This window comes from Streptomyces sp. NBC_00009 (genome assembly GCF_045040855.1).
Taxonomy (GTDB): Bacteria; Actinomycetota; Actinomycetes; order Streptomycetales; family Streptomycetaceae; genus Streptomyces; species Streptomyces aureus.
Window position 1 is genome coordinate 327,028 of the sequence record NZ_CP108312.1, and the last position, 14,721, is coordinate 341,748.

The window sequence follows — 14,721 nt, forward strand, 5'->3', positions numbered from 1 at the left end:
GTTGTGGGGAGACCAGACCAGGTGCGGACAATCTGATCCTGTCGGGCAGGGGTCTGCTCGTCGCGACGCGTGGTCCATTCGGTGATGGGCCTGACTGGACGCGTCTGCCATGCGGATCTGACCCCGGCTGGCTGGCGACTGTCAGGCGAGGTGGCGGAGGGCGTCCGGGGTGAGGTAGGCGAGGGGCGGGTAGCCGTCGACGGCCATGAGCAGGTCTGCTTCGGCGAGCAGAGCCCGCACGACGTGAACGACGCCGGCCTCGCCGCCGTGGGCGAGGCCGTACGCGTAAGGGCGACCGACGCCGACAGCGGTGGCACCCAGGGCGATGGCCTTGATGATGTCGGCTCCCGTACGGACACCGGAGTCGAACAGGACGGGCGTGCCGTCGGCGGCCTGGACCCCGCCGGGCACGGCGTCGAGGGCACGCAGGCCGCCGTTGGCCTGGCGTCCGCCGTGGTTGGAGCAGTAGATGCCGTCCACGCCGCCGTCCTTGGCGCGGCGGACCTCGACGGGGTGGCAGATGCCCTTCAAGATCAGCGGCAGATCGGTGATCGAACGCAGCGCCCGCTGACGACCGGGCAAGCCCTCCGGGCCCGGTCCTCCCGTGGGAGGGCCGGGCCCGGCGTCGTGAGCAGCCATCAGGGCGTGTCGCCGGAGTAGTGGAAGCGGCACATCACACCCGGTCCGGGTGCGCGCAGTTCTCCCCGGCGCGGGTCGTACAGCGCGCGGCCGCCGGGCCACCGCCCGAGCTCCGTGGACAGGGCGACCCCGCCGTCGATCTCCTCCGGCCGCCAATCGGTGACGTCTAGGAGCAGCCCGTCCAACGGCCCTCCGATGAGCGTGGCGTAGGTCCGGTGCGGGAGCGGGCCCGGGTTGGGATCGTCACCGACGATGACCTGGCCGACCTGCCCATGAGAGCAAGGGCCTTACTGATCTCGTCCTCAGTGAGCTCTACCGACGCACTGGCCACCGACGACATCCCCAAGGACGTCGCTACGGACCGGTACACGGAGGCGATCTCCGACCTGATCACCGCCAAGCAGAAGGGCAAGCCTGCGCCGCACGCGGCCGAGGAAGAGGCGCCGGCCGGGGCGGTCGTCGGCCTGATGGCCGCCCTCCAGGAGTCCGTACAGAAGGCGAAGCCATCCCGCGGCGAAAGCCGCGAGCACGCCACCGTGCACGAGCTGCCGAAGAAGACCGCGGCGAAGAAGACCACCGGCAAGAAGGCACCCACGAAGAGAACGCCCAAGCGCAGCGCCTAATCGGACCCGATCCTCCCCCCATCGGCTGACGGCCCAGGCTCCGCCTCGCGGTGCGGTCCCTCGTTACCCGCCGCGCGGGGCGTGACACCATGCCAAGCATGGCCGACCGACAGCGCTACCGGCTCACCCTCACGACTAGGGGCGCCGTCGCCATGCAGGGATCGTGGCCCGACTTCGCCGCTACGGACCGGAAGTTCCGGTCATGGATCGGCAGCTACGGCACCATAGCCGAGGCGAAAATCGTCCTCGCAGAACGAGGCCACGACGGCACCTACGAGGCCCTGAAGCAATGGCCCACCGATCAGGCATAGCCGCCCGTCATGGCAGTGCCCCGCCCATAGCCTGATAGTCAACCGCGCTGCCGGGCGCCCCGGGAACCGGCCTTGCCGCCGCCGTGGTGTGGTGGGCTTCCTGACCTTGTTCGCTAGTGCACAACGCCGTCTGGCGCTCTCCCGGTGCGGAGCCTGTTCTCCAGTTCCCACCACTCCCGGCACCATAGCGACGGCCTATGACATGCCGTGCCGTGCCGTCACACAGTGCTCGAGTCCGCCAGGCGCGTCACACACGAAGGCCCAGGAACTGCCGAGCCCCTCGCAATGTGGTGCGCAGTTGCCTCTGGGTTTCCTGGCTGTTGAGGCGTACGTCGAGGGCTCCTGGAATGGCGCTGCCTGCCCCGAACATCGCCCGCCCCTCCATGGTGGCGGTGTCGATGCCCTGCTCGATGACGTGCAGCCCGATGCCGCGCTCGCGCAGCTCGGCGCCGAGGGTCACCAGGTGCAACACGGAGCGGGAGAGCCGGTCGAGCCGGGTCACCTTCAAGGTGTCGCCCTCGCGCAGCAGCTGCCTGACGAGGTCGAGCTTCGGGCGTGACGCCTTCGCGCCGCTGGCGACGTCGACGTGGATGTTGTCGCGGTCGACGCCGTGGCGGAGGAGTGCGTCGATCTGTCACCCACCCCTGCAGCAGACCTCAGCCCTTGCGCTGGTACCGAGGCCTGGCAGGCAACTCAGCCTCCGCGGTACTTGCGCTGAAGCGGATCCTACTCAAGCAACGCACGTATCTACCCAGGACCGTCCCGGCAACCCAGGGCCCCGGGGAGAATCCTGTTCGCTCCGGTTTGATCATGGGATGCCGTGGAGTGTGAGAGTGGCTTCGGACTGGGTATGAGCGCGTCGTGCGCTGGCGATGTTGGCCCAGCCGGCCCGGTGCAGGGCGGCTCGGGCGAGGTCGCGCAGGGCACTCATGACGGCTGGTGTGTGGTGGCGTCGGATCTGGCCGGCGTCCTCGCCGAAGGTGACGTCCTTGACCCAGTGGTTCTTGTTCTCGATGATCGAGTGCCCGCGGCTCCAGGCGGCGAGTTCGGCCGGTGACGCCTGGTGGGCTTCGAGGTCGGTGACGGCGTAGACGGTCTCCGTCGACCATGTGCGGGTGCCGATACGACGTCGTCTGCGGCGGATACGGACCACTTGGCGGGCATGCGGGAAGAGCAGTCCGTCGACGGTGACGACCTGCAGTTCGCGGACCTCCTCCCGGCCGTGTGCCCGGTGGCGGGAGCGGTCCATCACCGGAGCCTGCTTCCAGGGCAGTCGGCTCAACTGGAGGGAAAGTTTCGGCTGGTTGGACTTGACGGCAGTGACGATCCGGCCCGGATCGTGGCCGGTCCCGCGCGGCCTCAACCGCCGCAGAGCGGTCGAGCAGGCACTGTTCAGTCCGGTTGCATCGGCGAGATCAGTCAGCAACCGTGCCCCGGCATGCCCGACCACCCCCGTCCCGTCAGCGGACACCATGAGCCTGGGACGGGAACCGAAATCCTGCACGCAGTGCCTTCCGCCGGCGACGATCAAACCCCTAGACAAGGTTCATCGTCCCAGCTCAGGAAGGCACTTTCGCGTGTCGGCCAGCATCCGCGCCAGCCCCGACCGAAACGACGTGGCTAGCGAGGGGCGTTCTGTACGGCGAGGATGCGCACCCCGGAGAGGTCCTGACCCTCCGTCAGAACTCGCCAGCGGTGCGGGGTTCCGCCTGGGTAGAGCAGGCTGTCACCGGCGTGGAGGCGGTGCAGTTCGCGGCCGCCGGGGCCCAGTAGGTCGACCTCGATCGCGCCGTGCACCACGTAGAGGAACTCATCGCCCGGGTGGTCGTAGTACTCCTCGAACCCGGTGGGTCCTCCCGTGTATTCGACCGGGTGGACGGCGAATTGGGGTGCCCCGAGCATCCGGGCCGAGCCGCCGCTGTTGGCGACGGGGGCGCCGGTCCCTTCTCGTACGACATGGATGTCGGCGGGGGCGGTTGCCGAGTGCGCCAGCAGGGCCTGTTGGGTGGTGCCGAGCGCCTGGGCTATCCGGTGCAGCGAGGGCATGCTCGGGCGGGTCAGCCCGCGCTCCAGCTGGCTAAGGAAGGGATGCGAAAGGCCTGCGCTGCTCGCGAGCTGGACCAGGGTGAGGCCGCGCTTCTTGCGTAGCCGACGGATCGCGTTGCCGAGCTGCTGGTCCGGATCGGCGGGGGTTTCGGTGGGGCGGTCTGCCATGACGGAAATCCTAAGCGGTCACTTCGGAGTGGGATTTACTCCCGCGAAACACATGTCTCCTACGCTCAATGTTGATGTGACGAACATTCTATGCGAGGAGCCCGAATGACCGCGACCACCGCCGACCGACCCGCCACGGCCGGATTCCTCGATGCCATGGCCGCCCTCGCGGGCGGCGTCTGCGTGGTGACCGCCGCCGCAGCCGATGGCACACCTGCCGGATTCACCAGCACCGCCGTGATGAGCCTCAGCCGCACGCCGCAGCTGATAGCGATCGGCGTCCAGCGCGGCAGTCGCACTCTGCCGCTGCTCCAGGACGGCGGCAGGCTCGCCCTCAACATCCTTGCCGCGGACGGCGAATCCGTCTCGCGGCTCTTCGCCGATCCGGCCGCCGACCGGTTCGCCGGGCTGGAGTGGACAACGGGAGAGGGGGGTGTACCGCTGCTGCTCGCGCAGAGCACGTACGCCGTTCTGTGCCGCGTACGGGAAGAGGTGGCGGCCGGGGACCACCTGCTGCTGATAGCCGCCATCGAGGAGATCATCCCCGGGCAGGGCGGGGTCAGCGCTCTCGTTCACCACGCCCGCCGCTACCACGGCGTCGGCGCATGAGCGGGCGGGACTGGTTCTCCGTGCGGGAGACCGGACCCGGGACCTTCCTCATCGCCGAGCCCGGGCACGTCAACAGCTATCTCGTCGTCGGCGACGACCTCGCCCTGCTGTACGACACCGGCATGGGCATCGGGGACATCGGGCGCGAGGTGCGCGTACTGACCTCGCTGCCGCTGCTCGTCATCAACTCCCACCACCACTACGACCACCGGGGCGGCAACGCCTCGCTTGTGGGCGAGGCCAAGGACTTCGCCGTCCACGAGGCGGGCGCAGACCTGCACGGCGAGCCCGCACCGCGCGAGTGGCTCGAGACGTACGAGCACATCGCCCAGGACATGCGGCAGCGCTACATCGAACTGAGCGCACTCTCCGCCGAGGGCTTCTTCCTCACAGACTCGCGGATCGAGGTGCGGCCCGTCCCCGAACTGACCCAGTGGCGTATCGACGCGGTGCGACCGACCCGGCTGCTCAGGGAAGGGGAGCAGCTCGACCTGGGCGGGCGGAGGCTGCACGTCCTGCACACCCCCGGGCACTCGCCCGACGGCATCTGCCTCTGGGAGCCGGAGAGCGGCCAGCTCCTCGCCGGCGACACCCTGATCAGCGGCACCTTCTTCGCTCATGTGCCGGGCGCCGATGTACCCGCATTCGCTGAATCGACGCGGCGACTTGCCGAACTCCCGGTCAGAGCCGCCCTGTTGGGGCACAACCTCCGCCACCGTGAGGGCCATTACTTCGTGGGCCGGGTCGCTGAAGCTTTCGACCAGGTGGTACGCGGACGGACCCGCCCGGTCCGCAGCCAGGACATGTTCGGCGCGCCCGCGATGTGGCACGCCTTCGATGGCTTCGCGGTACTCACCGCACCGGAGAATGGGGACGTGCGATGACGGCGACGGCACTGCTGCTGCGCGGGGCGCGGCTGCCCGAAGGGCAGGTCCGGGACGTACTGATCGAGGACGGGCGAGTTTCGGCCGTTGCACAGGCCGGTCAACTCCCCTCCGCCGGTGAGGAGATGGACCTCTCCGGCTTCATGCTGTTGCCCGCCCCCGCCGAACCCCACGCCCACCTCGACAAGGCCCTCACCTGGGACCTGGCCGGTGCACCGCCCTGCGACCTGCCGGGGGCGGTCGCCGCCTGGCGCGGCTATGCCGAGCAGGTGACGGAGGAGGACGTGCTGGTCAGAGCCCGCCGTGCCCTGGACGAGCTGGTCGCCAATGGTGCGACCGCCGTCCGCACCCACGTCGATGTCCTGCCTGGCCCCGATCCGCTCCGGGGGCTGCGGGCGCTATTGCGACTGCGCGCGGAGCTGAGCGAGCGGGTTGCACTGCAGATCGCCGTACTGCACATCGAGGCGCCCGACGAAGTCCTTGACGAGGCTCTGGAGTTGGGGGCCGACCTGCTCGGTGGGTGCCCGCATCTCTCCGACGACCCGCAGGCCGCTGTCGCCCGCGCCCTGGCCATCGCCGAGCGGCACGGCGTAGGCGTCGATCTGCACGCGGACGAGCATCTCCGTCCGGACCCGAAGGATCTGCTGCTGCTCGCCCAGGCGGTACGGGAGCGGGGCTTCGCCCACGGTGCGACCGCCAGCCACTGCGTGGGACTGGGCGGCCTGGACCCGGCCGAGGCCGCCCGGATCGCCAAGGAGACGGCGGCATCCCGGATCGGGGTCGTCGCACTGCCGCTCACCAATCTCTACCTCCAGGGCCGCGATATCCCTGCCCGTACCCCGCGCGGTCTGACCGCCGTACGCGCCCTCCTGGACGCGGGCGTGCCCCTGGCCGGGGGCGGCGACAACATCCGCGACCCCTTCAATCCAGTGGGCAGGGCCGACCCCCTGGAGACCGCCGGACTCCTCGTCACGGCAGGTCACTTGACACTGGCCGAGGCTGTCCACGCGGTGACCACGGGCGCCCGCACGGTCCTCGGGCTACCCGCCGCAGGGCCGTACGAGGGTGCGATCGCCGACCTCCTCGCCGTACGGACCGACTCGCTCTCCGGGGCTGTCGGGGCCTCGTACCCGGACCGGATCGTCTTCAAGGGCGGGCGAGCGGTGAGCCGTACCACGGTGATCCGCGAAGCGCTCTGACTAGTCCCGGGCGTAAACGCCCGGGACATCCCCCCGAAACAAAGAATGTTGATGCTATGAACATTGGCAATGCATCACAGGCCCACAGGAAGGAGCCGACGTGGCGACAGCAGTGCAGACGGCACTGAGCTTCGTAGCCGTCGACAAGCGTTTTGACGGCGGGACCACCGCGCTCTCGGGAGTGGAACTCCACGTTGGTGCAGGGGAGTTCGTCGCAGTCGTCGGCCCCTCCGGATGCGGGAAGTCCACCCTGCTGCGGCTCGCCTCCGGTCTCGATGCCCCCAGCGCGGGCGATATCAGCACCCCCGGCGGGGACATCGGTTACGTCTTCCAGGACGCCACCCTGCTGCCCTGGCGCAGCGTCCTCGCCAATGTGACGCTGCCAGCCGAACTGGCCGGCCGTCCCAAGGCCGAACGGCACGAGCGCGCCAGGGACGCCATTCGTCTCGTTGGCCTCGACGGCTTCGAGAAGCAGCTGCCGGGACAGCTCTCGGGCGGGATGCGGATGCGAGTGTCGCTGGCCCGCGCGCTGATGATGCGCCCCGCGCTCTTCCTCTTCGACGAACCTTTCGGTGCGCTGGACGAGATGACCCGGCTTCGTATGCAGGAGGAGCTTCAGCGGATCTTCGCCGAGACGGGGTTCGCGGGTCTCTTCATCACGCACTCGGTGACCGAGGCGGTCTTCCTGGCCAACCGGGTCGTGGTGATGTCGGCCCGACCTGGACGCATCACCGCCGCATTCGAGGTCCCGTTCGCCCACCCCAGGCCCGCATCGCTCCGTTACGAACCGGAGTTCGCCGCGATCGCGGGCGCGGTCTCCGGAGCCCTGCGAGGAGACGCCCAGTGACCACGAACACCCCGGCCGCCGACGCGCCGACTGCCCATGCGACCACGGCCGCCTCGGCCACCGTCGGCCCGAGCGGCGAACCGTCTGCCGCTTCCGAACCGGCCGTCACCGGTTCGAGCGCTGCCGCTCCGGCCCACGAGGGGAAGACCCCCGGGCACCAGTCCGATGCTGCCGCCGGCGCCACGGTCGAGACGTTCCCGGCCGCCGAGGCGTCCGTTCGCACACGCCGCAGCACCGTCGCGCTGCTCGCCCCCATCGGCTCGCTCGCCGTCGCCATCGGCCTCTGGTACGCGGTGAGTTACCTGCTCCTCGCCCCTGCCCGCCGCTTCCTCGTGCCGCCCCCGCACCAGGTCCTCCAGGTCGCCGTCCTCGACTGGACCCACCTGCAGCCCATGCTCCAGGCCCTTGCCCTCACCGCGCAGGTCGCTCTCGCCGGGCTCGCCATCGCCGCCGTCCTCGGCGTCACCGGGGCCGTCGTGATGAGCCGCGCCCGCTGGCTGGAGCGCTCCCTCTATCCATACGCCGTCATCCTGCAGACCGTCCCGATCCTGGCCATCGTCCCCCTCATCGGCCTCTGGTTCGGCTTCGGCTTCACCAGCCGGGTCGTCGTCTGCGTCCTCATCGCCCTCTTCCCGATGATCGCGAACACCCTCTTCGGACTGCAGTCCGTGGACCGCGCCCACCACGACCTCTTCACCCTCCAGAAGGCGAGCCGCTGGGACCGCCTGCGCAAGCTCGAACTGCCCGCGGCGCTCCCCGCCATCTTCACCGGGCTGCGTACCTCCTCCGGGCTCTCCGTCATCGGCGCGATCGTCGGCGACATGTTCTTCAAGCAGGGCGCGCCCGGTATCGGCACCGTCCTGGACGTCTACCGCTCACGGCTCCAGTCCGAGGACCTCTTCGCCGCGATCATCCTCGCCTCCCTCTTCGGGGTCGCCGTCTTCGCGCTCTTCACGTTCCTGTCCCGCCTCGCCGTCGGTTCCTGGCACGCGTCCGGCCGCAGCTGAGCCGGCCCCACCTCCTCTCCGCTTCCTCGTCAGAGCCCCTCCCGGGAGACAGCCATGCCAATTTCCGCCAGAAGAAGCCTTGTTGCGGGACTGAGCGCCTCGTTCCTCCTCGCCGCCACCGGCTGCGGCGCCGGCGCCACCACAGCCGGGTCCTCTGCCGACCTCGAGCCCGCCCCCGCCGCCCAGCGCCTCGACAAAGTCTGCCCCGCCACCGTCGTCGTCCAGGCCGACTGGGAGCCCGAGGCCGAACATGGTCCGATCTACAACCTCGTCGGCCCCGGCTACACCGTCGACACCGACAAGAAGCGGGTCACCGGCCCCCTCGTCATCGGCGGCAAGGACACCGGCGTCAAGATCCAGGTACGGGCGGGAGGTTCAGCCGTCGGGTACCAGACCCCCGCCTCGGAGATGTACATCGACCAGTCCATCACCCTCGGCATGGTCACCACCGACAGCGCCATCCAGGCGGCCGGCAAGCAGCCCGTCACCGCGGTCGCCGCGCTGATGAAGAAGAGTCCGCAGGTCCTGATGTGGGACCCCAAGACCCACCCGGGCTGGAAGACCGTCGCCGACATCGGCAAGAGCGGCGCCAAGGTCGTGTACCGCGACGGCGAGGTCTTCGCCCCGATGCTGGTGGCGAAGGGGCTCATCAAGAAGAGCCAGTTGGACGGGAGTTACGACAGCGCACCGTCCCGTTTCGTCGCCGACCCCTCCATCGCGCAGCAGGGCTTCGCGACCGCGGAACCGTACATCTATGAGCACGAGGTCGCCGCCTGGAAGAAGCCGGTCAAGTTCCAGCTGCTGTCCGATGTCGGCTACACCGTCTACCCGGAGGCACTCTCCGTCCGCACCGGTGCGCTGAAGAAGCTCAGCCCCTGCCTGAAGAAGCTGGTCCCCGTCATCCAGCAGTCGGCCGCCGACTTCGCCGCCGCACCGGACACCGCGGTCACGCTCATCGACGACATCGTCAAGCAGTACGGCACGAGCTGGGTCTACTCCAAGGGCACCGGCCAGTACGCCGCCAAGGAGATGGTCAAGCTCGGCATCCTCGGCAACGAGGCCGACGGATCGATCGCGAGTTTCGACAAGAAGCGGGTGACCGACTCCCTGAAGACCTTCGGGCCGATCCTCACCGAGAGCGGTGTCAAGATCCCGGCCGGGCTGAGCGCCGACGACCTGGCAACCAACGCATTCATCGACACCAAGATCGGAATGAAGTGATGGCCTTCGACTCCAGGGGTACTACCCTCTCCGCCGCCGAACTGCGCCGGATGACCGAACTGGTCGCGGATGATGCGATTTTGGGCGCCGGCCCAGGTGCCACGCACTGCACCCCCGGCATCGACGCATTCTGTACGGAGGCCGCCGCACTCCTGGGTGAGGATGCCGTCGTACGCGAGGACTCCGCCCTCGACAAGGCGTCCCGCGACTGGGCGCACATGTCGCCGATCCTCGCCGCCAAGCTCCCCGCCGGTCGCGCCGAGGTGGTGCTGCGCCCGTCGTCGTACGAGCAGATCCAGCCACTCGTCGCCCTCGCCCACCGCCTGCGCATCCCGCTCACCCCGCGCGGCAAAGGCACCGGCAACTACGGCCAGGCGATCCCGCTGCACGGCGGCGCCGTCCTCGACCTCACCGGATGCGGACGCATCCTGGGCGCGGGCGACGGGTGGATCAGGGCCGAGGCGGGCGCGAAGATGTCCGACCTGGAGGCGCATGCGCGCACGCTGGGCCAGGAGCTGTGGATGTTCCCCTCCACCTTCGGGACATCGCTCGGCGGCTTCCTCTCCGGTGGGAACGGCGGCACGGGATCGCTCGCCAACGGCACCAACGGGGACGGTTTTGTGCGGGAGTTGACCGTCGTCCCGTGCACAGCGGAGGCCGAGCCCTTCACCGTACGCGGCGAGGAAGCACTCCCGTACATCCACGCCTACGGCACCACCGGCATCACCACGACCGCGACCGTCGCACTTCAGCCGGCCCGCGTCTGGACCGGCCTTTTCGCCTCCTTCGACACGTGGACCTCCGCCACCGCCGCGCTCGGCGACCTCGTACGCCTGGAGCCCGCCCCGCGCCTGGTCTCCCTCGACGAGCCCGGCCTCGTCGAGACCTTCGAGGCCGACCCGGCCCTCGACCCGGCCGCGCTGAGCGTCCGCGCGATCATCGAGGAGCGGGCCGAGGACGACGCCCGCGCGATCATCGAGAAGCACGGCGGCCGGGTGACCGAGGTACGTCCCGCACCGCGCGGCCCCGCCCTCATCTCCTCGCTCTCCTTCAACCACCCCACGTACCACCTGATGAAGGCCCAGGACGGCTACTTCCACCTGGAGATCGGCGGCGACGTACTGCTCGGCGACCCGGAGGCCGTCAAGGCCGTCTTCCCCGGGACGGTGCTGCACCTGGAGGGGATGCGCTCGGGGACCGTCGGCATGCTCATGGCGCACTACCAGGACGAAGCCACCGTGTACGAGGGGATCGCCGCCCTGGAGGCACTGGGCGTCGGCGTCCACGACGTCCACAACTGGTACGTCGACCGGCGCCTCGACCTCGTCCGTGCCACCGCCCGCACCGCCGACCCGCTGGGGCTGCTCAACCCCGGCCACCTCCTGGGAGCGCGCTGACCATGGCCTTCACCCGCTTCACCGACCTCAGCGGACCGTCGGTCACCGACCTGTCCGCCGACACCGTGGCCGTCCTTCCCGTCGGCGCGATCGAACAGCACGGGCCCCATCTTCCCGTCGCCACCGACTACTTCATGGCGGAGGCTATAGCGGAGGGCGCCGCCCTGGCCGCATCCGACAGCTGCGACATCACGCTGCTGCCGGGCCTCGCGTACGCCAAGTCCGACGAACACGCCTGGTCGCCCGGGACGCTATGGCTAAGCGCCTCGACACTCTTCGCGGTACTGGACGACCTCGGACGAGCCCTCGCCAAGGGGCCCGTCCGGCGGCTCGCGTTCCTCAACGCGCACGGCGGCAACAGTGCGCTCCTGGGAGTCGCTCTGCGCGAACTCCGCACCAAATACGGTCTGTTCACCTTCCTGCTGCACGCCGCGCTCCCCGCGGACCAGGGCGGCGCGTCCCCGTCCGGCGAGCTGGGTCTGGGGGTACACGGCGGGCTGAACGAGACCGCGGCGATGCTCCACCTCCACCCGGAGACGGTGGACATGTCGCTGGCCACGCGCAGTGTCCCCGAACACCTCACCGCCTACGAGCACATCGGCTTCGGCAAGTCCGTCTCGTTCGGCTGGACGAGCGACGACTTCGGTACGGGCAACGGCATCATCGGCGACCCCACCGGAGCCACCCCCGAACTCGGCCGCAAGCTCGTCGACACCGCCATCGCCAACAACGCGGCCGCGCTACGCGAATGCGCCCGCTTCCTGCCGTACGCCTGACCGCCATCTCTCCACCACTGTCCGTCGGACCGTCACCCGTCCGACCGCCACCTGCCTGACCGCCTGACGTCGAGGACACCCGCCATGGCCATCCCCCCGCTCCACAAGCCGCTCAGCGAGATCACCGCCCACCACATCACCGCAGGCGACACGGTCAAGCTCGCCGTCCTCACCGGACCGGCCGACGGCTCACCGACCACCGTCGTCTTCGAGGTGTGGGAACCGGGCGGCGCCCAGCCGCTCAACTGGCACCCCGAGTCCGTGGAGACCTTCGTGGTGATCGCGGGCGAGGGCCGCGCGGTCAGCGACGAGCACGAACGCGACCTCGCACCCGGCGACGTACTGGTCCTGCCCGTCGGCTCCAAGCACCGGATCACCAACACCTCGGCCACCGACCGGCTCTACACCCTCACGATCATGTCCCCCGACGAGGGCTTCGCCGACCTGATCCAGCGCGGCCCCCGCGCGGTGCTCGACGACGCGGACCTGGCCGTCCTCGGAGCCGCCCGATGAGCACTGTGTCTTCCCGGGGGGCAACCCCTGGACCCCCGGCCGGGCAAGCGGGCCGGCCCGCCACGCCCCACCGCCCTGACGGGGCGAACCGCAGCGAACTGCTCGACGCCTTCTGGTCGTACGAACAGGCCCTCGGCGCCAATGACCTGGCGGGCCTCGACCACTGGTTCCTGGACGCCCCGGACACGGTGCGGGCCGAGGGTTCGATGGTGCTGAGCGGGCACGCGGCCATCTCGGACTTCCGGCGCGGCCGCGGCGGGGGAGCCCCGGCCCGTACGGTCGAGCGCGTCCACGAGGTGCGGATCGCCGAGGACGTCGCCGTACTGACCGCCGAAACGCTGCGGGCCGGTGGGTCGCGCGGGATACAGACTCAGGTGTGGCGGCTGACGGGAGAGGGCTGGCGGATCGCGGCCGCGCACGTCAGCGCCGTGCCGGATCCGGTGGCGGACGAGGCTCCGGACCCCGCGGTGTGGCGGGTCGTGGGTGAGCCGCTGGTCGCCGGGGCGGAGGAGGGGCCGCTCGCCGGTGTACGTACTGCCGTCAAGGACCTCTTCGCCGTTGCCGGACAGCGGATCGGTGGGGGCAACCCGCAGTGGCTGTCCGATGCGCCGATGGAGTCCCAACACGCCGACGCGGTAAGGGAATTGCTCAGCTCCGGCGCCCAGCTCGCCGGGATCGCCCAAACCGACGAACTCGCCTACGGTCTCGCCGGGACCAACGTCCACTACGGCACCCCCGTCAACCCCGCCGCCCCCGGCCGGATCACCGGCGGCTCCAGCAGCGGCCCGGCGGCGGCGGTCGCCCGTGGTTGGGCAGATCTGGGGCTGGCCACGGACACCGCGGGCTCGATCCGGGTCCCCGCCTCCTACTGCGGCCTCTACGGCTGGCGCCCCACCCACGGAGCCGTCCCCACCGGCGGCCTGCTCCCGCTGGCCCCGTCCTTCGACACGGCGGGACTGCTTGCCCGGTACCCGGACCTGCTGCGTACAGCGGCGAAGGTGCTGCTGCCCCGGGACGACGAAGCCCCGATAACCAGGCTTTTGGTCGACGACGCCCTCGCCGCGCTCGCCGAACCCGAGGTCCAGGCATCCTTCGAGGCGGCATGCCGGGCGCTCTCCCTCCGCATCGGCCTGGAGCTCGTACGGACCGACACCGGCATGGCCCGCCACTTGGAGGAGTGGCTGCCCGCCTTCCGTACCGTCCAGGCGGCCGAGGCGTGGGCCGCGCATGGGGAGTGGATCGAGAAGCACCCAGGCGCGCTGGGGTCCGACATCGAGGCCCGGTTCGCAGGGGGGAGCCAGGTCGCGGAGGGTGAAGTGCGTGACGCCACTTCCGGGCTCGTGTCCGCCCGTTCGATCATCGTCGAAGCCCTCCCGCCCGGCACTGCGCTCCTTCTCCCCGCCACGAGCAGCCCGGCCCCCCGCGCCGATGCGACACCGGCCGAGGTCGAGACCGTACGAGCCGCAACCCTCCGCCTCACCTGCCTTGCCTCGCTCGCCGGGCTGCCCGCCGTCACCATGCCCCGGCTGCGGGTCCGCGACCTCCCGGTCGGCCTCTGCGCGATCGGCGCACCGGGCACGGACCACGCCCTCCTGGAGCTGACCCATGCATGAAATCGGCCCCAACTCCCGCAACTCCTGGAGCGCGGACGCCACACACGTCGACCTCCGCCGCCCGCAACGCCCGGCCCGCCCCCTGACCGTGGAGGCTCAGCCCCAAATCCTGACGCTCGACCTGGCCTCAACGGCCATCGTCGTCATCGACATGCAGAACGACTTCTGCTCGCCCGACGGCTGGCTGGCCTCGATCGGCGTGGACGTGTCCCTGGCCCGCGCCCCCATCCCCGTACTCCAGCGGCTCCTCCCCGCCCTCCGGGAGGCCGACGTCCCCGTCGTCTGGCTCAACTGGGGCAACCGCCCCGACCGCGCCAACCTCCCGCCCGGCGTCCTCCACGTCTACGACCAGGAAGGAACCGGAAGCGGCCTCGGATCCCAACTGCCCACCGGGGCAAGAGTCCTGGAACGCGACAGCCCGTCCGCCGACATCACCGCACCCCTCTTCGCGGCACCCGGCGACCTGCACATCGCCAAGTACCGCATGAGCGGCTTCCAGGACACCGAACTCGACAGCGTCCTGCGCAATCTCCGCACCGACACGCTCCTGTTCGCCGGAGTCAACGCCGACCAGTGCGTCCTCGCCACCCTCATGGACGCAGCGAGCCTCGGCTACGACGTGCTGATGCTCGAGGACGCGGTGGCCACCACCTCACCCGCGTACTGCATGGACGCCACCGTCTACAACGTCCGCCAGTGCTTCGGCTTCACCCTCACCGCCGCAGACCTCCAGGAAGCCCTGTGACCCTCCTCCAACCCCACCGGGGCCCCGTCGACGGCGACCACTACCTGCCCGCAGACCCAGCCGCAGTCCACTAGGGTCTGCTCCCCAACGCCCACTCCAAGCCGGCCCTTTCGCTCCCCTCCG

At 70.1% G+C, this 14,721-nt stretch carries 17 protein-coding genes and 1 pseudogene; 13 read left to right on the forward strand and 5 right to left on the reverse strand.

Annotated features, from left to right (window positions below; genetic code table 11):
• Positions 1-141: 141 nt before the first annotated feature.
• Positions 142-561, reverse strand: a pseudogene (locus OHA58_RS01490) (alpha-hydroxy-acid oxidizing protein); the annotation flags it as partial.
• Positions 562-638: 77 nt separating this feature from the next.
• Positions 639-893 carry a hypothetical protein gene (locus tag OHA58_RS01495; protein ID WP_405484679.1) on the reverse strand — a complete coding sequence of 85 codons (255 nt, stop codon included), beginning with the start codon at positions 891-893 and terminating at the stop codon, positions 639-641.
• A gap of 51 nt (positions 894-944) precedes the next feature.
• Between OHA58_RS01495 and OHA58_RS01500 the strand changes: the two genes are divergently transcribed.
• Together OHA58_RS01500 and OHA58_RS01505 are read left to right on the forward strand one after the other, a co-directional pair.
• Positions 945-1,262 (forward strand): hypothetical protein, encoded by a 318-nt coding sequence (locus OHA58_RS01500; RefSeq protein ID WP_405475485.1) that lies wholly within the window; start codon positions 945-947, stop codon positions 1,260-1,262.
• A 98-nt stretch (positions 1,263-1,360) separates the two neighbouring features.
• Complete coding sequence (locus OHA58_RS01505; protein WP_405475487.1) at positions 1,361-1,573, forward strand: hypothetical protein; 213 nt, start codon at positions 1,361-1,363, stop codon at positions 1,571-1,573.
• Between the two features lie 247 nt (positions 1,574-1,820).
• Here the strand turns inward: OHA58_RS01505 and OHA58_RS01510 are convergent, their stop codons facing one another.
• The 3 genes from OHA58_RS01510 to OHA58_RS01520 form a co-directional block, all read right to left on the reverse strand.
• A complete protein-coding gene (locus OHA58_RS01510) occupies positions 1,821-2,204 on the reverse strand; it encodes a recombinase family protein (protein WP_405484681.1) in 384 nt (127 codons plus the stop codon).
• A 177-nt stretch (positions 2,205-2,381) separates the two neighbouring features.
• Positions 2,382-3,047 (reverse strand): ISAs1 family transposase, encoded by a 666-nt coding sequence (locus tag OHA58_RS01515; protein ID WP_405475490.1) that lies wholly within the window; start codon positions 3,045-3,047, stop codon positions 2,382-2,384.
• Between the two features lie 146 nt (positions 3,048-3,193).
• Positions 3,194-3,787 (reverse strand): helix-turn-helix domain-containing protein, encoded by a 594-nt coding sequence (locus tag OHA58_RS01520; RefSeq protein WP_405475493.1) that lies wholly within the window; start codon positions 3,785-3,787, stop codon positions 3,194-3,196.
• 105 nt (positions 3,788-3,892) lie between these two features.
• On the opposite strand from OHA58_RS01520, the gene OHA58_RS01525 reads away from it, so the two are divergent.
• From OHA58_RS01525 to OHA58_RS01575, 11 genes are all read left to right on the forward strand, one after another.
• Positions 3,893-4,396: a flavin reductase family protein gene (locus tag OHA58_RS01525; RefSeq protein ID WP_405475496.1), complete on the forward strand. Its 504-nt coding sequence runs from the start codon at positions 3,893-3,895 to the stop codon at positions 4,394-4,396.
• Entirely contained in the window at positions 4,393-5,280 is an 888-nt protein-coding gene (locus OHA58_RS01530; RefSeq protein ID WP_405475498.1) for an MBL fold metallo-hydrolase, read from the forward strand. The genes OHA58_RS01525 and OHA58_RS01530 overlap by 4 nt, the downstream gene beginning before the upstream one ends.
• Complete coding sequence (locus OHA58_RS01535) at positions 5,277-6,479, forward strand: amidohydrolase family protein (protein ID WP_405475501.1); 1,203 nt, start codon at positions 5,277-5,279, stop codon at positions 6,477-6,479. Before OHA58_RS01530 ends, OHA58_RS01535 begins: the two co-directional genes overlap by 4 nt.
• Positions 6,480-6,579: 100 nt before the next feature.
• Positions 6,580-7,326 (forward strand): ABC transporter ATP-binding protein, encoded by a 747-nt coding sequence (locus tag OHA58_RS01540; RefSeq protein ID WP_405475504.1) that lies wholly within the window; start codon positions 6,580-6,582, stop codon positions 7,324-7,326.
• The gene (locus OHA58_RS01545; RefSeq protein WP_405475507.1) at positions 7,323-8,333 is read left to right on the forward strand and encodes an ABC transporter permease; all 1,011 of its coding nucleotides are present in this window, start codon (positions 7,323-7,325) and stop codon (positions 8,331-8,333) included. The genes OHA58_RS01540 and OHA58_RS01545 overlap by 4 nt, the downstream gene beginning before the upstream one ends.
• A gap of 54 nt (positions 8,334-8,387) precedes the next feature.
• A complete protein-coding gene (locus tag OHA58_RS01550) occupies positions 8,388-9,554 on the forward strand; it encodes a hypothetical protein (RefSeq protein ID WP_405475510.1) in 1,167 nt (388 codons plus the stop codon).
• Positions 9,554-10,951: an FAD-binding oxidoreductase gene (locus OHA58_RS01555; RefSeq protein WP_405475513.1), complete on the forward strand. Its 1,398-nt coding sequence runs from the start codon at positions 9,554-9,556 to the stop codon at positions 10,949-10,951. Before OHA58_RS01550 ends, OHA58_RS01555 begins: the two co-directional genes overlap by 1 nt.
• Positions 10,952-10,953: 2 nt before the next feature.
• A complete protein-coding gene (locus OHA58_RS01560; protein ID WP_405475515.1) occupies positions 10,954-11,727 on the forward strand; it encodes a creatininase family protein in 774 nt (257 codons plus the stop codon).
• Positions 11,728-11,811: 84 nt separating this feature from the next.
• Positions 11,812-12,240 (forward strand): cupin domain-containing protein, encoded by a 429-nt coding sequence (locus OHA58_RS01565; protein WP_405475518.1) that lies wholly within the window; start codon positions 11,812-11,814, stop codon positions 12,238-12,240.
• A complete protein-coding gene (locus OHA58_RS01570; protein ID WP_405475521.1) occupies positions 12,237-13,853 on the forward strand; it encodes an amidase in 1,617 nt (538 codons plus the stop codon). Before OHA58_RS01565 ends, OHA58_RS01570 begins: the two co-directional genes overlap by 4 nt.
• Positions 13,846-14,598 (forward strand): cysteine hydrolase family protein, encoded by a 753-nt coding sequence (locus tag OHA58_RS01575; RefSeq protein WP_405475523.1) that lies wholly within the window; start codon positions 13,846-13,848, stop codon positions 14,596-14,598. The genes OHA58_RS01570 and OHA58_RS01575 overlap by 8 nt, the downstream gene beginning before the upstream one ends.
• The last annotated feature ends 123 nt before the right edge of the window (positions 14,599-14,721 follow it).